This is a genomic window from Lactobacillus sp. wkB10 (assembly GCF_000760615.1).
Classification (GTDB): domain Bacteria; phylum Bacillota; class Bacilli; order Lactobacillales; family Lactobacillaceae; genus Lactobacillus; species Lactobacillus huangpiensis.
Genome location: NZ_JRJB01000003.1, coordinates 76,395 through 98,901 on the forward strand (window position 1 = coordinate 76,395; position 22,507 = coordinate 98,901).

The window sequence follows — 22,507 nt, forward strand, 5'->3', positions numbered from 1 at the left end:
CTACTTTCTTAATTAATTTAACTAATTAGCAAATTCAACTATTATTTCACAACCTTTCATCTTTTATTTTTGCAGTAATATCTTTAGGTTTATCTGCTGGAACATATTGAACAGAAATCGCCACACCTTTTTGTGCTAATTTCTGGTAAATTTCAAGTTCCTCCTTTGTTGCAAACACTCGGCTAGAAAGCCGGACAGCATCTTTTCTTATAATCGTTGATCCAATGGTCAGTGAATGAATTTTTATCCCCTCATTTATGAGGTGTAAAATTATATCTGGCTTTTTAACAATTACAAATACTTTTTCACGATTATATTGTCCATTCGTAAAGTTATTTAATGCAGTTTGTTCAGAAATAATTGAAACAGCCATATGTACTGGACGAGCCAAGCGCATACTGGCTTTCGCTATATCATCAGACGCAATTTCATTGTCTATCACCATTACTCGGTTAGCACTAGAAATGGGCGCCCACTGTGTGACAATTATTCCATGAAGCAATCTATTATCAATTCTCGCCATTACAACAGTCATAAGAAACCTCCAAAGACGTTACATTTTTATATAAGCAAAAATTGTGCCAAAAAAAAGAAGCTTGTTAGATCAAGCTTCTTTGATGTAGTCATAGACATATTTTACTTCTATTTCCGGTATTTCGACACTATAATACTGTTCAACGACAGTAAATGAATTCTTAAATGCTTTATAAAAATTTTTAAACTTATTACTACTTGTTTTACTTAAATTTATTTCATCTGCCATCCCTTTTTGCATGACCAGTCTTTCAATTAAACAACAAATATGAATATACAAGCCAAAACAGGTGTTGTTTTTTAAAGAAAGGTTTAGTTTCGTTTGTAAAATATATATCGCATCCGTCACTTGTTCCAATAATTTTGTTGGATTCAAAATTGTTAGTTGGTCCGTTAAGTTGGTAAGACTAAAGTTCTTTAAAATATTATTATTAATTGTCTCAAGTTGCTTCTGATCAAAATAAACAGCCAATTTATTAGTTATTTTTTTAACATTTATACCTAAAATCAAGTCCTCTATTGAAAAAAAAGTTACCCCTTTAACTTGGGGATCCAGTGTCCCTACTATAAACAAAATATTGTAGTTTTTTCGTAATTCTGAAATGTAATTCTCTTTAGCAATGGAATAATAATCAAAGGAATCTATTACTATTTTAGAATTCTTAGGAAAACTTTTTACCATTATTTGTTTTAATTTCGTGGCTGTTCCTAATCCACTTTCACAAGTACAAACGATCATATCTTGTTTTTTAACAGATTTTTGAAAGAACACATCGATTGTTTGATTTTTCTTCACATTCTGTACAATTGAATCTGTATCAACTTTAAGTTTTATCTGATTTGCAACATCTAGAGCTATTCCTGTAGATACATTAGTTATTAACGCAAAATTTTTGTTATTGCTTATTTCTAGTTGTGATGAGATCTTTTCAAGCGATCCCATATCAACTAAAAGCAGCAAATCAGCAAAACTCTTTCTTTTATTCAAATAATTATTGACCCGCAGGGCAATTTCTTTACTAGTAACGTCCAATGGCATATCGATGGCATCAAAAATATAATCACCAACCATGGTATTAACTGTTTGTGCAATTGAAGAAGCGGTATTAGCACCATGAGCAACAATCAGCGATAATCTTTTTTGAGACTTATGTTCTTCAACCATCAACTTGAACAATATTATAAATAATAATTCTTCGCCTTCATTTGACGTTAAATCAACTTCATTTTTGAATTCTCTTACTAAGCCAACTTCATATCCTAAATACTTGTTAACATCATCTTTAAAATTGGACCACTTCTGAAAATCAACTTCCTTAAAGTCATAATGATAGTTATTTTTATCAAATAAATATAAGATAATTTTGTAAAAAAATGTATCAACACTAATCTTGTAGTCATCTTCAATATGCCTAGTAAACTGTTGAAATTTAAGCCCGAAAAAGCTATTTAATGTTTCACTATCAGAAATGGAAATATTGATAAACCGCTTTTTAAAATACCTCTGATAACAGTCAAAAATTTTTTCACTGGGTTTTTTCTTTATATCTATTGTGTATAAATCTGTAATTATATGTTCTATTGAATTTTTTTGATCATTTTTGGTTAAGTTACTCACTGCAATAAAACGAGAGTTATTAGTGTTTTTTAATTCTTTATAATTTTCAAAACCGACTTTTTCAGGCAACTCCATTAATGTAATTTTTAATTTATTTTCTTCGACTTGTTGTATTAAAGCATTTGCACAAGAAAGCTGAATTACGTTTTTTAAATCTCCTACATTACCCTTAAAAGTATAATGTATTAAAAAACTAATTAAATTATTTGTAACGTAAATTTCTTTACCTACTTTTTTTTGCTCATTTCTTAAAAAGAACTGGATCAGTTCTTTCTTTTCCTGTTCACTTCTTTTATTAAAAGCCGGTAGAAAAACCTTCACAGGAATTCTACGCAATAATGTTGGTAAAATTTTCTTTTCAGGATTTTCCGAAGTAGCAAATACAAACCTACAGTTCGATTTAGACCAATGCTCATTATCACCAAGTCTATGAAAAGTGCCGGTGTCCATAAACTGAAAGAGTTTTTCTTGACACTCTTTACTTAATGAGTGAATCTCGTCTAAAAATAAAACCCCACCATCAGCTATTTCTGCTAAGCCTTTATTATTTTGTGTAGCACCAGTAAAGGCACCTTTTACATAGCCAAAAAAATTTGATAAAAAGAGTTCCGGATTATTTGAATATTCACTACAATTAACCGAAACAAATCTGGCAGTTTTAGTTATAAACTTCATTTTTTGTAAATGTTTGTATATAACCTGCGCTAAGTAGCTCTTTCCTGTTCCTGTTTCACCAGTTATCAAAATAGGTAAGCCATGAGGGGGATATTGTATAGCTGCTTTAATTTGACTGATTATTTGATATAGACTTCGCTCACTTCCTATAATGGCATCCAATGGACTAACAGAGTGACTAGCATTCCACACTCTGGCCGCATGTAGGCTTTTAAATGTTTTAGCATTAATCTCAACTTGCGGTAATTTGAAAAAGAGTACCGGTCTTGAAACTATTTTTCCAAAAACACCCTTTTCCCAATACTCATTTAAATATTGAGATACTAAATTTCTACTACAGTTAAATTGTTCAGCAATTTTTTTTGCATTATTTTGAGACCACTCTTCATAATTTTCTGTGTTTTTTTCTATCAATATGTATACTTTGTCCCGTAAATTGCTCATATAAAACCCCTATATTTTTATTGCTCATTATAAATGTATTTATCATTATTTTCATGTATACAAAAAGCCTAGTTCCACCAACATCGGAACTAAGCTCACACAGTGTTTGTGCCACCATTACTGACCACATTATAGAAATTTTACATTTTCGCTACCGGAGAAAATGATTACTTCCCTATGGTGACACAACAAAATTTTAGCATGCAATTAACCAAAAAACAAGTTTCAACCAACTATATTTGCACTGTCAGCCTTACGGCCAAGCAGTTCGAGCATGATTTGATTAATTTGACTTTTCAACTGGTTAAATTCACCTTCACGTGTCTTGTTAGATTGTATAATCACTAGCGTTTTAGCATTATTAGTACTGCGCATGAAAGTATAATAACCCTCTCCTGCACCATTAGCAGTTTTAGTTTTTAATTTAATATTATTATAAAAGCCGCCATTATAATAAGCAGGTGGTCCAGACTGGTAAAGCAATTTACGACTCTTTTGGGTTAACAAGTTACCAGCCAGTAAATATTGTATAACTTTGGCCAGATCATGATTGGACATTACTATTGAACCAGCCCCTAATTCATTGCGAGCTCCCCTTAAAGCTACCTTATGCTTAACCACGTCATAGCGACCTTTGCGGTAAATCATTCCAGGTACTAAATGACTGGAAATAATTTTGCCCGGTTTTGACCACAAAAATTCTGTTTGTTTCAGCTTTAACGGTCTGATATAGGTATTGCGGAACAACTGCTCATAGCTTTGACCAGTTATTTTGCTCATAATACCACAGAGGTAAACATAATTTAGTGAACTATAATGCCACTTATTTAATAAATCAGGTTCAAAAATAGTTTTAGCGGCATCATGCTGAATATTATCAGAGTCAGAAACAAAATGTTTTCTTCCCAATTTTGCTCCCGGCTTAAGGTCAAGACCTGCCGTCATGTCTAACAGATTTTTAATTTTGACTTTTTGTGCTCCAGAAATTTGCGGATAAAATTCACTCAGTTTGTCCCGCAGGCTTAACTTGCCTTCCTGCACGAGCCGCATAATAATTGCAGCCGTCATTGATTTTTGTACAGAATTAATTAGATAACTAGTGTCAGTGTTATTGCCTAAAGCATAGTTAAGCATTATTTTGCCATTTTTAATGACTAGAATTGAGCCCTTGATTCCTAAGGCATCAATTTGCTGGCGCACTATTTTCCTTTTAAAGATTCTTTTGAACTGCCATTTAACGGATTTTCATCTGTCAAACTAATCTGATATGGCTTTTTTTGCCACTTTCTGCTGTAAAAATAGTTATGAATATTATAATTACGTGGCAGATCACTTTGCGCCATGAATGGCTTTACTGCCTTGTCAACAGCTACCCAGCCGCGCCAGCCCAAGTGAATAGTATCTTCCATGAAATACTGTTCACCACCGCGCTTGGATAAATCAGTAACGTTATCAAAACCTTGACTAGCCAGTTGGTACTTAATCTTAGAAACAGCCTTCTGGTACATCGTTTGTGACAAGCCAGTGTAATTAGACCATTTTTCATTAATCGGCGGGATAATGAACAGCACATTGGTATGCTGCTTGGCAAACTGATGCAACATCAATTCAAAATCGCTGTATTCTACCGATTTAGTATAATTAAAATGACGCTGACTATCTTTTAATTTAGCAAGTACCCTTTTATTTAAACGCCTTTTATAAAAACGATTGTTAATACCAAAATTGTTAGAATTGGTGTTAAGTGCAGCCTGCTGACTTGCTACTTGGTCTAAAGCCTTGACTGAATACGTATTCGGCAATAACTTGGCCTGCTTATTGATCCTTCTAATGCGATCACGCAGCTGGAAGGTGCTGAAAAATTTATCTTCATTGTTAAGCATGCGCCGCTGATTTTCTAAGTAAAAGCGTTGAAATCCCGTTAGCTTTTGCCCGTGGGCAATCCTTCTCATACCCAATTTGATAACGCCCTTCACTTCAGGCATTTGCTGAAAACGTTTGGCTGCATAGCGGTTGGTCACCGTGTCTTTTTTTATACCTAAGAGGAAATTGCAGGCTTGCAGGGGTGAATAATACAGAGCGAAGGCATCAGGATTTTGACCCTTCTTGGTAAACCACTGCGGTGAAACAATGACTACGGCTTTTTTGCCCTTAAGCTGTTTAGTAGTCCCCTGCATTTCCAAAAAATGTGCTAAGGATTGACTGCCTGGTCCGCCTAATAAAAATGGCCGGTAATTGCGGCGATACTTTTGCGCAATTACACTGGGATGCAATGGATCAAGCCGTGACAGTTCACTTGACCCATAAAAAGGCACATACCCATCCTTAAACGCATCCTGTTTCATTAAAGAGCCCTTAAAAATAGTATTAGTTTGCGAATTTGCCGCTTGATAAATGGCATCCCTGGAAAAAGTTCGCTCCCACGGCATTAGAAAGATAACCAGCAGCAAGACAAAAGCGCAAAGAACCGGACCAAAAATATGCCACAGCCGGCGTTTGTTATTCATTTTCTAAATTTTCCACCTTTGCCACAATTTTATTGGGCGTATCCCATTCATTTCTGTCAAATTCAGAAACTGGTACATCTATCTGGAATTTTTCCTGTAAATTTAACAACATTTGGACACTGGCCATTGAATCCATTAGACCGTTGGCAAAAATATTTTCATCCATTTTCTCTGTTAAATCTTCACCGGTTAAATCTTGTAAAATTGCTAAAACTTCTTTTTTGGTATCCATGTTAAAACTCCTTAAATAAAATTATTGCCTATTGCCAACCAAACCAAAGTTGGCTGAGAAAACCTGAAAAAATCAGGAAACTAAAACACACTACATTAAAAGTTACAAAAATTGCCAGCCATTTTGTGTATTTATTCGATGGCAGCTTATCTTTGTGCTTCTTTTTAAACCGCAGCCAGCAATCATTGATGATGATGGCAAAAGCATGGAACAAACCATAAACAATATAATACCAGGTCAGCCCATGCCAGAAACCCATCACCAAGAACAAGAGCAGGTATGCTGCCTGCGACAGCCTGACTGGGTTTTTGAACAACTTTTTCTTCATTGCAAAGAAGGTAAAACGCATGTAGATGTAGTCCCGAAACCAGAAAGACAAAGTCATATGCCAACGGTTCCAGAATTCTTTGATGTTTTGCGAAATAAACGGCTTGTTAAAGTTCATTGGAGTGTGAATGCCCATAAAATAGGAAATCGACACTGCAAACAAGGAATAACCCGCAAAATCAAAGAACAAATACATACTGTAGCAGTACATGTAGGCTACTACCCACCAGGATAGTTTCAAACCGCCATTTGCCGTACCTGTAATTAAAGCAGCTCGGGTGATTCGGGGCAGCCAATAGGTACCAAAGAACCAGCCAAGAACAAATTTATATAAGAAGCCTTGAAACAGATAACGTGTTGCCAGCTCTAAATCGTTTAGATATTGATCACGCTTTGGCACCGTGTCACATTCTTTGGCAAATCTGCGGTAACGATCGATTGGCCCCGAAGAAATGGTCGGAAAGAACAGGAGAAAGCGAAGATAGGTCCCCAAGTTAAGTTCTTTAATAGCGCCATCGCGTACTTCCATCACGACCTGAACTGTCTTAAAGGTCAGATAAGAAATCCCCAGAAAAGCCAAAACTCCAGGAATTTTAGCTTGCGGAAAAGCAGTCTGTACTTTAACCAAAACCAGGGGCACAATTGCCAAAATTACAGCTAAGTAGAAAACCCAGGTTCTATTTGGACTGTTCTTACGACGACGATAATAAAGATAGCCATAAGTGACCAGCAACTGAAACAAAATATAGATGATTAAACTAACGCCCTGTTGCCACTTTTCACCATCAAAAATGAGAAACAAGAAAATTAATGAGAATACAACCTCATATATTTTTAAACGGTGACCCCAATACAGCCCGATGATAATAGGTATTAAGCCAATCATCAAATACACGAAATAATGCGGATTGGAATAAGGTTGCAAGTTAATGAAATTAGCGTTCACTACTCGTTGACCTCCTTAATGACAGCCTTAATATCAACCTTACCATTTTGCGATACCGGCAATGTTTCACGGTAAACATAACGCTGTGGAATCATATATGGCATCAGTTCTTTAGCTAAATCTGCTCTGATCATCTTAGTAATCTCTGCTTCAGAATATTGCTCTTTTACCCCATCTTTGAGTTTAATTTCGGCAACAATTTGCTTAACCGTATGATTTTGATTATATTTTGGTGCAGCTACGCCGTGATCAACCAACTTGTTCATACCAATATAGTGGTTGATTTCTTCCAGTTCAATACGATAGCCATTAAACTTGATCTGAAAATCAATTCTGCCGCGGTAAAAGAGCATATCTTGGTCAAAGAAGCCTTCATCACCTGAACGGTGACTCATATATTGGTCACCCGGTTTTTTAAAGAATGCTTTAGCTGTTTTTTCAGGGTTATTCATATAACCCTTAGAAGTACTTGGTCCAGAAATAATAATTTCGCCTTCATCAGGTTGATCACCCTTAGTTTTATCAATAATAATTTTGGTATCTGCCTTAACCTTGCCAATTGGGAGACGATCATATTTCTTTAAAACAGCATCAGTAATTTCTACCTGAGTGACTGCGACTGTAGTTTCAGTCGGACCATAGGTGTTAAAAATACGCGCTTGGGGGAATTTCTTTTTTAACGTTACCACTTCGCTATGTGGCAATTCTTCACCGCAAAACATAAAATGAGTTAAATTTGGATGATTGGCAGCAGTAAAAGTTTTATCTAAAAAACACATCTGCGCAAATGACGGCGTTGATACCCAGACATTAAATTGCAACTTAGGCAAAGTCTGAAATAACTGAGCAAAATTTTGCGTAACTTCATGCGGCAAAGCCACCAATTTACCTGCACCGACTAAAGCAGGATAAAGACTCATGACTGAGAGGTCAAATGAGTATGGCGCTTGGGACAAAAATGAAGGATGTTCTGGCAGATCAAAGTCCGTCATTTCCCAGTTGACGAAACTGAGCAAGTTATTATGACTAATTTGCACGCCTTTAGGTTTACCACTTGTGCCTGATGTAAAAATAACGTAAAAATTGTCGTCACCCTGTACATAGATGGCAGGATCAGGTTCAAAATCTCCTTTTTCTACATCAGCAGGATGCACTACTTTAATAGATGGCAAATCAATTTTCGGCAGTTCATCAATTGCTAAAATTGCTTCAGCATGAGAAACTTCCTGAATCATAACTATTCTTTCAGCATTTGAATAGCTGGCAATAGGAATATATGCATGTCCAGACTTTACACAACCAAGAAAACTGGCAATCATTTCAAAATCCTGCCCGCCCCAAATCATCACTGGACTCTTAGGAGAAAGATTCAAACTTACAATCTTGTGAGCCCATTCATCTGAACGCTTTTTTAGATCACTATACGTATTAGTTTTACCTAAATAGTCATATGCAATACGTTCAGGCTCTGCCTGAGCAACTTCGTCAATTTTTTTAATTATATTTTCAATCATATTAGTGTACCAGCTTTAAAATTCATTGTAGATAAAGTGAACAGATGTTAACCCACTATATTGATACAAATAAATCAGTACCATTAAAATGACGCAATAGATAATTGTCGTCAAAACAAACTTACCAACACGTTTAGCACGTGACTCAGTTTTTTCTTTTTTAGCCATAATTTCATATCTTTCTCAATATTAATAAAATGTACTATCGAATATAGTACTCCTAAAGATTTGCAACTAAAAAAAAGCTTTCAAACTTTTACCAAATTTAAATATTTTTCCCTATTATCCGTTATTCAGCTTACGACAATTGTTATAAGCAAAACAAAGCGGAATTAGAATTATAAAAGAGCCAAAAAGCACTGTAAGTATTAATAAGATAAAAATGTTTGTTGGTTTTAACCAGCGTTCACTTTGTGCGGTTGTCAAAATATAAACAGCAAATAAGACTGTAAAAACGAGTTCCCCTAAAAGCGTATATCCTAAAGCACCTCGACTAAACATCTGATACAGCCAAAGCCAGCCAGATGCCGGCAACAGGCAAAGCCACCCTGAAAAACGAAGCCAAAAAACGATCTTTTTACGATAATCTTGTTTTCCCATTTTTCTCCTTAAAATTTCAATTTTTTCAAATAAAGTAAAACTAATTATAACAAGGAGTTTTGCAACAAACAATTTTGTAGTTACCTAAAATTTGCATTTTGAGATTTTCGTCATACTTTTTTCACATTTTTTATTTATACTATAATTGTGATATAGGAAAGATATACATTTTTCTTATATCACACTCAACTTTTTGTTTTTCATTCATACTCCTCCAAGTATAATAATGAAAAAACCGAAATGACTTTACAGGTCATTTTCATATCTATCCCTTTCGACTCACGTGCGTTACGTGAGTTTTTCTATGCTCTTAAACAGTTCTAAAGAAATTCTTTACTCTTTTATAAGAGTTTTTCTACTTTAACTTCATATTTTAGAGATATCATTTTAAATGTAGTAAGCAATAGCAAAACTTACTACATACTCCCACTTTTTTATTTCATTCATTCTTACTCCTTCAAAGTAGATGAAAACTAACAGGCTCGCACAACTTGCGGGCCTTTTTTCTTTGTTATAGTATAAATTTAGCTACCCATTGTTCTCATTATGAAAGGTTATATTTAATGTTCTCACCCACAATAAAACACTTACTAGAAGAAAAATCAGGTTCATTCATTATTCCTGCTTCTCGCATTGCATTCGTCGAAGATGACAACCCCTTGTACCATGCTTTTATGATTCTAACCCGTGTAAAATACTCAAAAATACCAGTACTTGACCGTAAAAATCGCGTTGTTGGCTTATTAAGCTTAGCAATGATCACAGATAAAATGATGGAAACAGATAGCATTTCACTTGAGCCTTTAAATAAATTATTAGTTCGAGATGTGATGCAAACCAAATTTGATAAAATCAACTTTGTTCAGACTACATTGGAAACCCAACTCCATCTGTTAGTTGACAATGCTTTTTTGCCTGTGGTTGATGACTATGGTGTTTTCCAAGGACTATTAACCAGGCGTGAATGGATTAAAGCTTTTAATTACATTTCTCATAATTTTGAGAAAGAATATAAGGTGATTCCTATTACCAAAGATAAGCTGTTATAAAATATACTGAAAATTTATTTTTGTTTATTCCTTTTTAGTGTACTTTATTACAAATTAAGCTATAATAATCATTAATAGGGAAACACCAGTACTTTTATTTGGTAATCCAGCTATTTGGTTAATACAATGTTAAAAATTGATTTTAGTTTAATATTTATTTTTTGATATATATATATTTATTGAATATAATCATTTTACTTTCAAAATTAAATAACGCCTTGCCAAGTTAGTTAAAAAGAAGCAATGGATATTCCTTAAATAATCAGAAAAGAAGAGCACTGTTATGGCAAGTAAAACAATTTCTGCGCAATTGACATTTTTGATAAGCGCAATTATAAAAACTTGGACTTACCCAAATGATCAAGAGCTTTCACTTGAAGAGAAATCTGAATTGGTGTCCCAACTAAAGAAGCTGGCACAAAACTCAGATAATATGGAAGAAGCGGCTAAAATCACTGATGCGTTCTATAAAGACAAAGTTACTAAACGTTTTAAATCAATGGATTCCAATTTTTCCTGGATCTTTATAATATTGCAGCATGAATTGGTATCGGCTACTCGATTGCATGCCCTTCTTCTTGATTTGGCTCACGAAGAACATTTTTCAGAAAAAGGAATTGCAAAAATTAACCATTATTTTGCAGAAACTGATGATCATGGTGACAATGACAACTTTATTACAATGTCATCTACAGATATAATTGATTCTTTAGGACGGACTAAAATTTTTCATATTCAACCCTCTAAGGATGAAAATAATTTCCCTGAAATTAAAAATTCTAAATTAACGTCTAAAGCTAAGCCGACAAAAACTGAAACTCAGTTCAACAAGATTATTAAACTAAAAGATCACTAAGTTAAAGAAGGTAAAATTACCTTCTTTTTTTTATATTAATTTGCATCTAATTTAGACTTATTCTAAATTAGTGTTAAAATAGAAAACATAATAATTAGTTTAACTTACGGGAGGCTACTATTAATGAGTTTTAAACGCCAATGGAAATTTATTCTTGTATTAGCAATTGGGGTAATAGGTCTTTTTTGCCAATTCGGCTTAAAGACCAAAAGTCTTTTTCAAATAGGAAACTTGCAGTTCCCTATTCAAGCAGTATTAATCGATATTGTGGGTATCATGATGGCAATTTCCTTACTTGCCGAAATTGCCAGTGATTTTAAATCAGGACGCTATGGTGTTGATATTTTAGCTGTTATCGCAGTTGTTTCCACTATATTGATTGGTGACATTTGGGCTGAATGGATGATTTTAGTCATGATGACTGGTGGCCAAACATTAGAAGACTATGCTACTGGACAAGCAGATAAAGAATTACGCTCTCTTTTAAGCAATTCACCTACTATTGCCAACAAAATTGTGAACAGTGAACTCGTTTCTGTTGACGTTGAACAACTAAAAATTGGAGATCACGTTTTAATCAAACCAGGTGAACAAGTTCCAGTTGATGGTAAAGTAGTTAGTGGTGAATCAAGTTTTGACCAGTCATCATTAACAGGAGAATCTGTGCCGGTTGCTAAAAAAACTGGTGATGAATTAATGTCTGGTTCGATAAATGGCAGCGTAGCGGTAGAAATGGCTGTCACTAAAAAAGCGAGTGATTCTGAATATCAGACAATTGTTTCACTTGTCGAATCATCGCAGGCAAAACCGGCCAAGTTTGTAAAAATGGCTGACCGCTACGCTGTCCCATTTACCATTATTTCCCTGGTAATAGGAATCGCTGCCTGGATCCATTCGGGCAATCCGGTCAACTTTGCAGAAGTCATGGTTGTAGCTTCACCTTGTCCATTACTAATTGCCGCACCAGTTGCACTGGTATCCGGCATGAGTTCCATGTCCAAGCATCACATTATAGTTAAGTCCGGTCCCACTTTAGAAAAACTAGCTACAGCAAAAACTTTTGCTTTCGATAAAACAGGTACTTTAACTGAAAATCAGTTGGTAATTGATGAAATAATACCTGCCAATAATAGTAGTTATAGTCCAGAAACCCTGCAAAGTTACGCTACCAGTGTTGAACAACAATCTAGTCATATTATTGCTAATTCACTGGTTAATGTAGCTGATAAGAACCTTTTAAAACCGGCAACAAATATCAAAGAATCAACTGGTCAAGGTATTAGCGGCATCGTCGAGGGACATTTAGTTAAAGTTGGCAAGCTGGATTACGTTAAGCCACAAGAAAAAGCTGCAACAGTCAACGCTACTGCAGTTTATATTTCAATTGACGATAAGTATGCCGGTTACATTACATTTAAAGATCAAGTTCGTCCTGAAAGTGCTGAGACAATAGCACGTTTGAAACGTCAAAGTGGTGCACACATTATGATGTTGACAGGAGACCACAAAGATGTGGCTGATAAAATTGGCCAAACAGTTGGAGTGCACGATATACGCTATAGTTTGTTGCCCGCTGAAAAGATTGCTGCAATCAAAAATGTGCCTCAAGATCAGCGACCAGTTGTTATGACTGGTGACGGCATTAATGACGCCCCTAGTTTGTCAGCTGCTGATGTTGGCATAGCAATGGGAGCAAAAGGTGCTTCTGCTGCTAGTGAAAGTGCAGATGCAATTATCATGGTAAACGACTTATCCAAAATCAATGATGCCGTAGCAATTTCTAAACACACTATGAAAGTTGCCAATATAGATGTGTTAACTGCTATCACCATTGTAGTTATCATCGAGCTAATTGCATTTACTGGTATTATCCCTGCATTTTGGGGAGCAATTTTGCAGGAAGTGGTTGATATGATTTCTATTAGCTTGGCTCTTTTAGCAAAAACTACTCCTAAAAATCCAGAACAAACAGGAATTAGCACTACAAATTAACTTTCAAAAATATTCTTGCATTAAAAAAGCCTGATAAACTGCATTGCCTATTAAGCAGCAGTTTATCAGGCTTTTTATACGAATCCTAATGCATTAAAAATCATATGAGATAAAATTGAATAGCGCAGATCTCTGGTACTTGTGTAAACCCAGGCTAATACACAGCCTAATGCCCAATAAACCAGTATATATTTAGTAAGTCCAGGATCATGTACATATCCAAAGATAAGTCCACTGAAAAGAATACCTAACCATTTATTTAAATTCGTATTTTTGTAAAAGAAAGTGTTAAAGAAAAAGCCCCGAAAAATAAATTCTTCAAATACTGGGCCTATAAATATTACCATCACTGGAAAAAAGTTTCCTGCCTGATGAGAAAATTGATCTAAAAGATTCTGATTAGTTGAAGTTTGATCCGAATTAAAACCCAGTGCCAACTGTATGGTCGCACTAACTATAATCAACATTATTACGCCTAAAAGGGAAAGTAATATCTTCTTAAACTGCCAATGTGGTCTGCTATTATAATTACGTTCATTTCTATGTCTTAATTGCAAGCGGTATAAATAAAGCACTATTAATAAAGCTATTGTTGTAATTATCATAGTTAACAGGATAAAAGAGACATTTCCTAAATGCAGTTCTCTTCTTAACCTGTGAGGGTAAAAATAAAATTGTTGCACTACGCTATAAATTATAAAAGAGGCTATTATTGTAATTACATTCCCCAAAAAATAGAAAAAATTTTTCATTCATTTCACTCTTTTCAAACTATAAGTAAAAGCAACTTCGACCATTTTGCACAATGTCATCTTAATTTTAAAAATTTAATTTCAATTATGATGATAAGCTATTTCCTGGGAAATAACTTTATTATTCTATCATATTTTAATTTACTATGACTTTTTATTCATCTTTATTATAATAGACTTAGCTTTAAACCTAAGGTAGGATACTATGATTAGAATTTTTGAAGTATTAAATCAAAACCGTTCATTTATAATTCTTTCACTTATTATGCTTGCAACTTTTGGAGTTTTTTTAATTTCTTGGCTAAAAGAACCCAGAAGATTGCTTAATGGCATTCTTTTTACTATTTTTTTATTGGCATTTGGCGTTTGGCTGACCGTAATGATTCTATCTACCAGTTTGAGACCTCTCATTCTGACATACGAAATTCTGATAGTGTTATTTGTAGCAACAATTACTTTGCTAGCAGCTTTTTCATGGCTATTTTTTCTATGGAATGCTTATATCGTATGGAAACGTGAAAGTCATACCCTATCAAACTTATTAACTCTTTTTATTGGTATTGGAATAATCGTTGTTTGGTTAGTTGCACTAGTTGGACCTTTTAGAAATTTACCCTCTTGGGTTAGAATTTTGCTATATGCGCCAACAGCTATATTAGACTATCTTCTTTTTGTAGCGTACAACTTTTTGGTTAATTTAACCTTTTACCAAATTGTTCCTAGACAATATAACCAAGACTATTTAATCGTTTTAGGAGCGGGGCTGTCTCACGGTGAGCAAGTCACCCCACTATTAGCCAGTCGAATTAATCGTGCTATTGAATATGCTCAAAAGCAAGTCACTAAAGGACGGAAAATGCCTAAATTTATTATGTCTGGTGGTAAAGGTGGAGATGAAAAAGTTTCTGAAGCTCAAGCAATGACAGAATATGCAATAGCTCGCGGTATAGAACCAAAAGACATTTTATTAGAAGACAATTCCAAAAATACATACCAAAATATGAAATTTTCAGCCGAAGTAGCTGCAAAAGATTTCGGTAGTAAAAATTACAAGGCAAAATTTTTTAGTAACAATTATCATATTTTTAGGGCTTCTCTCTATGCAAAATCAGCTGGCCTAAATGCAAATGGAGTAGGATGCTATACTCGTCTTTACTTTCTACCAAATGCAATTGTGCGTGAATTTGCTGCAGTTTTAATTTTAAATAAAAAGCGTCATATTATCGCAATCTTATTACTTATTCTCTTCTTCTTTATTTATGCTTTATTTGACTTGACCGGTATCATTAGTTAATAAAACTGAAACTTTGTTATTTTTATTAATTAATTTTATTAAATAATGTTATTTTTATGATTATATTAGCTTTTTTAAAATAACAAGTTTGCTTATAGTTACCATGATAATAGTTATTGTAAAAAATATCTTGGATTTAGTGATTTATAAATGGTAAACTTACTGTTATTAATTAGTTGATTGGTTAATTATTTAAATAGAAGGAGAAAAAGTGAAAAAGACATGTTACAGTTAAAAAAAATATGTAAATCATATCATGTGGGAGATACGATAACTCATGCGCTTAATGATGTTTCTATTTCATTTCGTAATCAAGAATTCGTTGCTATTTTAGGGCCTAGTGGTTCTGGTAAAACCACTTTGCTAAATGTTGTTGGTGGATTAGATCGTTATGATAGAGGCGATTTAATTATTAATGGCAAATCCACTAAAAATTTTAAAGAGACAGATTGGGATGCATATCGAAATAATTCTGTTGGTTTTGTTTTTCAAAACTATAATTTGATTTCGCATCTATCTATTATGGATAATGTCGAATTAGGAATGAATTTATCAGGTGTATCTGCTACCGAAAGAAAAAAGCGGGCAGCAGATGCTTTAACTCAAGTAGGTTTGAAAGATCAAATTACTAAAAATCCTAACCAGCTTTCAGGTGGACAAATGCAGCGCGTGGCTATTGCCCGTGCTTTGGCTAACAATCCTGATATCTTGCTTTGCGATGAGCCAACAGGTGCTCTTGATACTCAAACTTCTGAGCAAATCATGAAGTTAATTAAAAAGTTGTCAAGAGATCGCTTAGTAATTATGGTTACTCATAACTCAAACTTGGCTCAGGAATATGCAACTAGAATTGTCAACTTCCAGGATGGTAAAATTTTAAATGATTCTAATCCACTCACTCCTAAGGACGAAAAAGATACTTTCAAGTTAAAAAGAACGAAAATGTCTTACTGGAATGCCATTAAGTTAAGCTTTACTAACATATTAACCAAAAAAGGCAGAACTTTACTAACAGCACTTGCATCAAGTATAGGCATTATTTCAATTGCCCTTGTTTTAGCTTTATCTAATGGCTTACAAAAACAAATAGATAATACAATGAGCAGGGCTCTTGCTAAATACCCTGTGACAATTAACCAAACTGTAACTGATACTAGTAATTCCCAGAAAAGAAATCAATCAGATAAAAATGTCAGAAATACTGGTTATATAACTGTCGAAAAAGACACTACACAGCAGTTATCACATCAAAACATAATTAGCCAAAAGTATCTTAATTATATTAAAAGCATTAATCCGAATAATGCCAACAATATTTCCTATCAACGAGGGGTCAATTTAAACATACTAACTCGTGTAGATCATAAGATCAAGTGGGTACAATTTTCACCAACTACAGATAATTCTCAAGACTTTGCTAAGTTAAGAATGCAAGTAATTAGTTCCATTGGACTGGGATCATCTGTCTTCCCTACTGCTTTAAAAAAAGGTAAGAGTAGTTTCCTTAAGCAAAATTATCAGCTTTTATCTGGCAAATGGCCCAAAAAAGCTACTGATTTAGTTATAGTAATTGATAATAAAGATAAACTAAATGTTAATATACTTAAAAAATTGGGCTTAAATGTTAAAATTGGAGATAAACTAAAATATCAAGATTTAGTTGGTCAAAAATTTAAAATAATTGACAATGACAATTACTATCAAAAACTGCCTACTGGTATGTTTATACCCCAAAAAGATAAAAGCTTTATGTATAAAAGCAGTAACACAACAACAAAAACTGTGGGTGTAATCAGACCCAAAAATGAAAACTCTATGGAATTTTTATCAACAGGAATTGCTTATAGTGATCAGTTAGCCCAGAACATTATCAAGAAGAACAAAAATTCTCAAATTGTAAAAGCTCAAATAAATTCTGATCAAAACGTTATGACAGGTCAAGACATTAATGCAAATGAAAAAAAGCAAATGTTGCAGTCAATTGGTGGTTCAACCATTCCAACGAGTATAATGATTTATCCCAATGATTTTGATGCTAAAGATAAAGTGCTTGATTATTTAGATAAATGGAATCGGGGTAAAAAAAAGAAGAAGAAAATCTTTTATACCGACATGTCAAATGCTTTAACTTCAATGACTGGCGTATTGCTTAAAGGTATTACAACTGTCTTAGTTGCACTTGCTGCCGTTTCCTTGGTAACTTCAATTATTATGATCGGTATTATAACTTATACTTCAGTTTTGGAGAGAACCAAAGAAATCGGGGTTTTGAAAGCCTTAGGTGCACGTAAGAAAGATATTACACGTGTTTTTGATGCAGAGACTTTTATTCTTGGAATTTTTTCCGGTCTTTTAGGTATAGGTCTTGCTTGGCTACTAGTCTTTCCTCTTAATAGTATACTGTACGCTATTACTGATTTAGTTAATGTTGCCCAACTTAATCCAGTACATGCCTTAATATTAATTTTTATTTCAACAGTGCTAACAATACTTGGCGGGCATCTGCCAGCACGTATGGCTGCTAAAAAAGATGCTGCTATTGCTTTAAGAAGCGAATAAAACAAATTTAAAAAGTTTAATTAATGTTACATGTGAAACAAACATTAGTTAAACTTTTTATTTACCAAAAACAATGGCTGCTATTATTATCAAGTTTATTGACAAATTGGCATATACCAATTTATAATTGAGATAACAATTATGGAGGGGCAAATAAAATGAAAGTTATTATCTCAAGTGACAAGACTAACGGCAGTAAAAAAGGTTTTGAAATATTTAAGAATAGTATTAACAGTGGCAGTAAAGTTATTGGGTTAGCAACTGGATCAACTCCTGTGACTCTCTACCAGGAGTGGACTAAGAGCAATCTAGACAATAGTAGTTTAATTAGTATTAACCTTGATGAATATGTAGGTTTAACTCCTGATAATGATCAAAGCTATCACTATTTTATGCAAAAAAATCTGTTTGATAAAAAGCCATTCAAGCATTCATATGTTCCTGATGGTATTAAAGCTATTAAAGATCCAGAAGGAACTTCTGCTGACTATAATAAAATTATCGCTGAAAATCCGATTGATATTCAGCTATTAGGCTTAGGCCAAAATGGCCACATTGCGTTTAACGAACCAGGTACATCATTTGATTCTGTTACACACGAAGTACAATTAACAGAGAACACTATTAAAGCCAACTCTCGTTTCTTTAATAATATTGGCGAAGTACCTAAATCAGCAATTTGCATGGGTATTGCAAATATTATGTCTGCCAAAGAAATCGTCATTATGGCTTTTGGTGATAATAAAGCTGAAGCTGTTCAAAAGATGGTTGAGGGTCCAGTAACTGAAGAAGTCCCAGCTTCCATCTTGCAAAAGCATAAAAATGTAACTCTTATTGTTGATCAAGCTGCAGCAAGCAAGTTAAGTACAAATTACAACAATTAATTAACTCAAATTATATTCAAAAAGCGGTGCATTAAAGCATCGCTTTTTTTGTGTACTATTTCGCATGCTGTTATTGTATACATATGGTGCATATTGTTAGTCTGTTAAAATAATCCGTATTATTATTAAGGTGAACCATGAGAGGATGGTGATAAGTTGAAAAGGAGTAAAAAATGGCTATTGGTATTATGCATGTTGTTACTGCTACCTTTGCCTTGTTACTTAATATGGGAAACCAGTAGTTTTTGGCAAAAATATTTAAAGATTAAATTACCGCATTTAGGTTCTCTTAATCCTATATTTGCCTGGTATTTAATTGGTATCAGTCTAATTGTTTTTATAATACTAATTGTTAGTTTAATTGTCATCCTATTCTGGCCAGTCCAGAGAAACTTTAATTTAATTCATAAACGTGATGGTCAAGTTAAGGTTACTTCAAAAGCCATTAATAGCTATGTAATGAATTCACTTGCTGACTTGCCTTATTTAAATAATGCAAAAGTTAGTTCCAAACTTACGAAACACCGGATTAAAATTAAAATTGGCGGAGATCTTGGTCCAGGTGAAAACATTGCTGCCCTACTTGATGATTACCTTGAAGAATTAAAAAAGAACCTGAAGCAGTTGCTAGGAATTGAACAAAAACCAAAAATTAAAATCAAGTTTATCAATTATCACAAAGGAGATAAACCTGAAAAGCGCGTTCAATGAAGGAGGTCAAAATGAAAGAAGAATATAAAAAATACCTCCCAGAAATAAGCGGTGCTGTAATTGGTGTGTTACTGGCATTTTGCTTTTTGGTACTGGGATTTTTTAAAACTATTTTCGTAATCGTGATGTTAGTCTGCGGCTTTTTAGTTGGACATTACTGGCCGGTATTCAAAAAAATGTTACAGAATAAATAATTTATATAAGGAGTATATGCAATATGGTACAATCAAGTTCAAATCAAGGTAGTTCAAAACCAGAAGTTAAAGGTGACTTAAAATACGATTCAAAAGTAATTCAAAAAATTGTTGGCATTGCTTTATCAGATATTAAAGGTTTGTTAACTGTTAACGGTGGCTTTTTCTCAAATATCGCTGATAAAATTGTCAACAGCGATGATGTCACTTCAGGCGTAAATGTTGAAGTTGGTAAAAAACAAGTAGCTGTTGACATTGAAATTGTTGCAGAATATGGCGTTGATATTACTAAGCTATACGATCAAATAAAGCAAAAAATTCAAGAAAAAGTTAAAGAAATGACCGGTCTTGATACTGTTGAAGTTAACGTCACAGTAGTTGATATTAAAACTAAAGAGCAACACGAAAAAGATTCTGTCAGCTTACAAGACCGCATCACTGGAGCTGCTCAGGATACAAAGGAAAAAATTACCGATCAAAAAGACAAAGTTCAAGATAAAGCCGAAGAAAAGAAAAAGGAATCTAAAGAATCTAGAGTTAAATAGTATTTTCAATCTCAATCGACAAATTTATGTGGCAGATTCTAGAAAAAGATCATAATACTTACACAAAAAAGGCAAACCTCAATTTTGATGGTTTCCCTTTTTTTATTTATCCTGAATTTTAGGTAAACCTAATTATCTGTTTGATTTGTTTTCATTAACCATACTTATTAGTAGGTGTTTTTGTTTTTACCAATCTCGAAAATAGGCTTCACCAGCTTATTTAATTGGTTGTTAAAAGATGTATCATTCTATCATCCCAATTCAATCACTTGATCAAATTGCTTTTTGATTTCCGGTCGCAAGTGATGAGAAATGTAGACTAAAGTGATGTTGTCCAAATCAAGCAGACTTTGTTCAATTTTCTGGCCATCTTTTTCATCTATTGCTGAAGTAATTTCATCGGCTAAGATAACTTGCGGATTATTAAGTAACTGTCGTGCAAGCGCAATTCGTTGCTTTTGACCACCTGAAATATTATTACCAGCGTGTTTTAAAACAGTGTCAAGACCGTTGGCACTGTCAGCAACAAACTCTTCGAGACCGGCACGCGTAATTGCAGCATTAACTTCTTTGTCAGTTGTCTTCCGATCTAAAGTGATGTTATAACGCAGGCTGCCGTCAAAAATATAGGCAGACTGGTCAACGTAAGCAATCTGCTTGTGCAGCGAACTAAAATTAAGTTCGCTGTATTCATCATTATCCCAAGTCAGCGAACCTTGGTAGCCTGTTAACAAACCACCAATTAATTTTACGAGGGTTGATTTACCACAACCAGACGGACCAACAATGGCCACTCGTTCCCCTCGCTTAACGCTGCCGGCAACATTTGTTAAAATAGGTCTGTCATTATTGGGATAGCTGAATGAAAGATTGCTAAATGCAATTTGCTGGGTCAAAGGAGCAACATTCTTATCCCCAGTTTTTTCCTGTGTATTAGCCAATTTATTATATTTGTCAAAAATAGGCTGAACTGCCCGAATTGAAGTTAGATCAATACTGATTTCTGTCAAGCTGCCAAAGACATTCCCGGACATTGAACCAACAATTAAAATAGCACCAATTGGAACCTGATTGTGAAAGGCCAGATATCCGGATTCAACAGTTAAAATAGTTTGAGCAGATACACTAATCAGGTTAATCAGTGCATTAGAAAAGGACATTTCTGTAATGTAATTAACCCGAGCCTGTCCGGTCTTATCTGATACCGCAAGAACTATTTTATTGAGCAATTTTTGCTGACCAAGTGTGAGCAGGTTGACAAAGCCCTCAAGAACATCGGTTATTTTTGACGTTAATACCTCATTTTGCTTGCTTTGTTTTTGCGATAATTCCTCCAACTTTTTCTTAAAAAGACGGGGAAATAAAATCATAATAACAGCAAAAACCAAAGTGGTTACAAATAAGAGTGGATGGTAAAAAAACAGGATGACACTGGCAATAATGCCTAGGAGTGCGCTGCTAAATGTTTGCTCTAAACTGAAAAAGCCATCTTGATTAATTTGGTTTATATCGTTAGTAAACCAGGAAACATAATCAGCTTCCGTGTGTTTGTTAAAACCTTCATACTCTTGACGACCAATTATATGAGCTAATGCGCTCCTAATGGAATTATCGACAGCCTTGATGATTACAGCGGAATACCGTGAACTACAAAAAAAGAAAATCAGAAAAAAGCCCCAGCTAAGCAAGTTTAAGCCTGTATCAACAATAAAGCCGTTTAAATTATGCTGAGTCAAAGCAGTAAGTGCATTACCTTTAAAAATGCTGGCAGCAGTTTGTGCTACATTCCGGCCAAAATAGAAAATGGCCAGAATTACATACATGCCTGAATTACGTTTAATGTAGGTCCAAAGCGAAAATTTTGTTATAGTATCGTCCATGATTTACTTCCTGTCAAAACATCTATTTTTAGAGCTAATACTAAAATGACATATCTTCCTGAGAGAAACAGTTTGCAAAGAACATTAATCTTTGACCTATTTCAAAGCTGCAGGCTCTCAAATAATTTAATTATTGTGGGCTTTAGCATCCCTTCTAAAAATCCCCTAAGTACCAATTACGGCATGAAACATACTAATTTGCCCTTTTTATTTGACGTATTTTCTACTATCTTTATAATTTATTTATCATTTTATGGCTTTTATAATATAAAAGCAATCTATTTTTAATTTTTATATTTAGAATTATTTCTTGGCAACAGTATATAAATAGTGCAACTGCTTTATATTCTTAAAAAAATTTTGTTTCATAGTTGAGATATCATTATCATGTTTT

20 protein-coding genes are annotated in these 22,507 nt (G+C 34.0%); 9 read left to right on the forward strand and 11 right to left on the reverse strand.

The genetic code is table 11. The annotated features are described in order from the left end of the window. Positions 1-46 precede the first annotated feature (46 nt). The 9 genes from LACWKB10_RS02720 to LACWKB10_RS02760 all read right to left on the reverse strand — a co-directional run bounded on the left by LACWKB10_RS02720 (position 47) and on the right by LACWKB10_RS02760 (position 9,397). Positions 47-535: a PTS sugar transporter subunit IIB gene (locus LACWKB10_RS02720; RefSeq protein WP_034978528.1), complete on the reverse strand. Its 489-nt coding sequence runs from the start codon at positions 533-535 to the stop codon at positions 47-49. A 69-nt stretch (positions 536-604) separates the two neighbouring features. Further along, the gene (locus LACWKB10_RS02725; protein ID WP_235191488.1) at positions 605-3,241 is read right to left on the reverse strand and encodes a sigma 54-interacting transcriptional regulator; all 2,637 of its coding nucleotides are present in this window, start codon (positions 3,239-3,241) and stop codon (positions 605-607) included. A gap of 255 nt (positions 3,242-3,496) precedes the next feature. After that, a complete protein-coding gene (locus LACWKB10_RS02730; protein WP_052060252.1) occupies positions 3,497-4,471 on the reverse strand; it encodes a serine hydrolase in 975 nt (324 codons plus the stop codon). Then, positions 4,471-5,778, reverse strand: a complete 1,308-nt coding sequence (dltD, locus tag LACWKB10_RS02735) for a D-alanyl-lipoteichoic acid biosynthesis protein DltD (RefSeq protein ID WP_034978532.1) — start codon at positions 5,776-5,778, stop codon at positions 4,471-4,473. The genes LACWKB10_RS02730 and dltD overlap by 1 nt, the downstream gene beginning before the upstream one ends. Continuing rightward, entirely contained in the window at positions 5,771-6,010 is a 240-nt protein-coding gene (gene dltC / locus LACWKB10_RS02740) for a D-alanine--poly(phosphoribitol) ligase subunit DltC (protein WP_034978535.1), read from the reverse strand. The genes dltD and dltC overlap by 8 nt, the downstream gene beginning before the upstream one ends. Positions 6,011-6,038: 28 nt before the next feature. After that, entirely contained in the window at positions 6,039-7,283 is a 1,245-nt protein-coding gene (gene dltB / locus LACWKB10_RS02745) for a D-alanyl-lipoteichoic acid biosynthesis protein DltB (protein WP_034978537.1), read from the reverse strand. After that, positions 7,283-8,797, reverse strand: a complete 1,515-nt coding sequence (gene dltA / locus LACWKB10_RS02750; protein WP_034978540.1) for a D-alanine--poly(phosphoribitol) ligase subunit DltA — start codon at positions 8,795-8,797, stop codon at positions 7,283-7,285. Before dltA ends, dltB begins: the two co-directional genes overlap by 1 nt. A 15-nt stretch (positions 8,798-8,812) precedes the next feature. Continuing rightward, positions 8,813-8,965: a teichoic acid D-Ala incorporation-associated protein DltX gene (locus LACWKB10_RS02755; RefSeq protein WP_034978542.1), complete on the reverse strand. Its 153-nt coding sequence runs from the start codon at positions 8,963-8,965 to the stop codon at positions 8,813-8,815. Between the two features lie 114 nt (positions 8,966-9,079). Next, entirely contained in the window at positions 9,080-9,397 is a 318-nt protein-coding gene (locus LACWKB10_RS02760) for a hypothetical protein (RefSeq protein ID WP_034978544.1), read from the reverse strand. Positions 9,398-9,960: 563 nt separating this feature from the next. Here LACWKB10_RS02760 and cbpB point away from each other — a divergent pair. From cbpB to LACWKB10_RS02775, 3 genes are all read left to right on the forward strand, one after another. Next, a complete protein-coding gene (cbpB, locus tag LACWKB10_RS02765; protein WP_034978546.1) occupies positions 9,961-10,446 on the forward strand; it encodes a cyclic-di-AMP-binding protein CbpB in 486 nt (161 codons plus the stop codon). Positions 10,447-10,729: 283 nt separating this feature from the next. Then, positions 10,730-11,302 carry a hypothetical protein gene (locus tag LACWKB10_RS02770; RefSeq protein WP_034978548.1) on the forward strand — a complete coding sequence of 191 codons (573 nt, stop codon included), beginning with the start codon at positions 10,730-10,732 and terminating at the stop codon, positions 11,300-11,302. Between the two features lie 123 nt (positions 11,303-11,425). Then, positions 11,426-13,294 carry a heavy metal translocating P-type ATPase gene (locus LACWKB10_RS02775; protein ID WP_034978550.1) on the forward strand — a complete coding sequence of 623 codons (1,869 nt, stop codon included), beginning with the start codon at positions 11,426-11,428 and terminating at the stop codon, positions 13,292-13,294. 74 nt (positions 13,295-13,368) lie between these two features. On the opposite strand, the gene LACWKB10_RS10180 is transcribed toward LACWKB10_RS02775, so the two are convergent. Next, the gene (locus tag LACWKB10_RS10180; protein ID WP_161779303.1) at positions 13,369-13,761 is read right to left on the reverse strand and encodes a CPBP family intramembrane glutamic endopeptidase; all 393 of its coding nucleotides are present in this window, start codon (positions 13,759-13,761) and stop codon (positions 13,369-13,371) included. Between the two features lie 490 nt (positions 13,762-14,251). Here LACWKB10_RS10180 and LACWKB10_RS02785 point away from each other — a divergent pair, with 490 nt between their 5' ends. From LACWKB10_RS02785 to LACWKB10_RS02810, 6 genes are all read left to right on the forward strand, one after another. Beyond that, positions 14,252-15,340: a YdcF family protein gene (locus tag LACWKB10_RS02785; protein ID WP_034978554.1), complete on the forward strand. Its 1,089-nt coding sequence runs from the start codon at positions 14,252-14,254 to the stop codon at positions 15,338-15,340. Positions 15,341-15,562: 222 nt separating this feature from the next. Next, a complete protein-coding gene (locus LACWKB10_RS02790; RefSeq protein ID WP_034978556.1) occupies positions 15,563-17,899 on the forward strand; it encodes an ATP-binding cassette domain-containing protein in 2,337 nt (778 codons plus the stop codon). Positions 17,900-18,057: 158 nt separating this feature from the next. Next, the gene (locus LACWKB10_RS02795; RefSeq protein ID WP_034978558.1) at positions 18,058-18,783 is read left to right on the forward strand and encodes a glucosamine-6-phosphate deaminase; all 726 of its coding nucleotides are present in this window, start codon (positions 18,058-18,060) and stop codon (positions 18,781-18,783) included. Between the two features lie 156 nt (positions 18,784-18,939). Then, on the forward strand, positions 18,940-19,494 hold the full coding sequence (gene amaP / locus LACWKB10_RS02800) for an alkaline shock response membrane anchor protein AmaP (protein ID WP_152560552.1): 555 nt from the start codon (positions 18,940-18,942) through the stop codon (positions 19,492-19,494). Between the two features lie 11 nt (positions 19,495-19,505). Further along, positions 19,506-19,688 carry a DUF2273 domain-containing protein gene (locus LACWKB10_RS02805; protein ID WP_034978562.1) on the forward strand — a complete coding sequence of 61 codons (183 nt, stop codon included), beginning with the start codon at positions 19,506-19,508 and terminating at the stop codon, positions 19,686-19,688. Between the two features lie 14 nt (positions 19,689-19,702). After that, a complete protein-coding gene (locus LACWKB10_RS02810) occupies positions 19,703-20,233 on the forward strand; it encodes an Asp23/Gls24 family envelope stress response protein (protein ID WP_369792478.1) in 531 nt (176 codons plus the stop codon). Positions 20,234-20,484: 251 nt separating this feature from the next. Here LACWKB10_RS02810 and LACWKB10_RS02815 read toward each other — a convergent pair whose 3' ends face one another. Further along, entirely contained in the window at positions 20,485-22,113 is a 1,629-nt protein-coding gene (locus tag LACWKB10_RS02815) for an ABC transporter ATP-binding protein (protein WP_052060253.1), read from the reverse strand. Positions 22,114-22,507: the final 394 nt, after the last annotated feature.

Bases quoted from the DNA above. Each gene is read 5' to 3' on its own strand.
- cbpB (WP_034978546.1), top strand. From the start codon at position 9,961: ATGTTCTCACCCACAATAAAACACTTACTAGAAGAAAAATCAGGTTCA.
- LACWKB10_RS10180 (WP_161779303.1), bottom strand. From the start codon at position 13,761: ATGTTGATTATAGTTAGTGCGACCATACAGTTGGCACTGGGTTTTAAT.
- LACWKB10_RS02805 (WP_034978562.1), top strand. From the start codon at position 19,506: ATGAAAGAAGAATATAAAAAATACCTCCCAGAAATAAGCGGTGCTGTA.
- LACWKB10_RS02755 (WP_034978542.1), bottom strand. From the start codon at position 8,965: ATGGCTAAAAAAGAAAAAACTGAGTCACGTGCTAAACGTGTTGGTAAG.
- LACWKB10_RS02785 (WP_034978554.1), top strand. From the start codon at position 14,252: ATGATTAGAATTTTTGAAGTATTAAATCAAAACCGTTCATTTATAATT.
- LACWKB10_RS02790 (WP_034978556.1), top strand. From the start codon at position 15,563: ATGTTACAGTTAAAAAAAATATGTAAATCATATCATGTGGGAGATACG.
- dltA (WP_034978540.1), bottom strand. From the start codon at position 8,797: ATGATTGAAAATATAATTAAAAAAATTGACGAAGTTGCTCAGGCAGAG.
- LACWKB10_RS02720 (WP_034978528.1), bottom strand. From the start codon at position 535: ATGACTGTTGTAATGGCGAGAATTGATAATAGATTGCTTCATGGAATA.
- dltC (WP_034978535.1), bottom strand. From the start codon at position 6,010: ATGGATACCAAAAAAGAAGTTTTAGCAATTTTACAAGATTTAACCGGT.
- dltD (WP_034978532.1), bottom strand. From the start codon at position 5,778: ATGAATAACAAACGCCGGCTGTGGCATATTTTTGGTCCGGTTCTTTGC.
- LACWKB10_RS02770 (WP_034978548.1), top strand. From the start codon at position 10,730: ATGGCAAGTAAAACAATTTCTGCGCAATTGACATTTTTGATAAGCGCA.
- LACWKB10_RS02760 (WP_034978544.1), bottom strand. From the start codon at position 9,397: ATGGGAAAACAAGATTATCGTAAAAAGATCGTTTTTTGGCTTCGTTTT.
- LACWKB10_RS02815 (WP_052060253.1), bottom strand. From the start codon at position 22,113: ATGGACGATACTATAACAAAATTTTCGCTTTGGACCTACATTAAACGT.
- LACWKB10_RS02795 (WP_034978558.1), top strand. From the start codon at position 18,058: ATGAAAGTTATTATCTCAAGTGACAAGACTAACGGCAGTAAAAAAGGT.
- LACWKB10_RS02775 (WP_034978550.1), top strand. From the start codon at position 11,426: ATGAGTTTTAAACGCCAATGGAAATTTATTCTTGTATTAGCAATTGGG.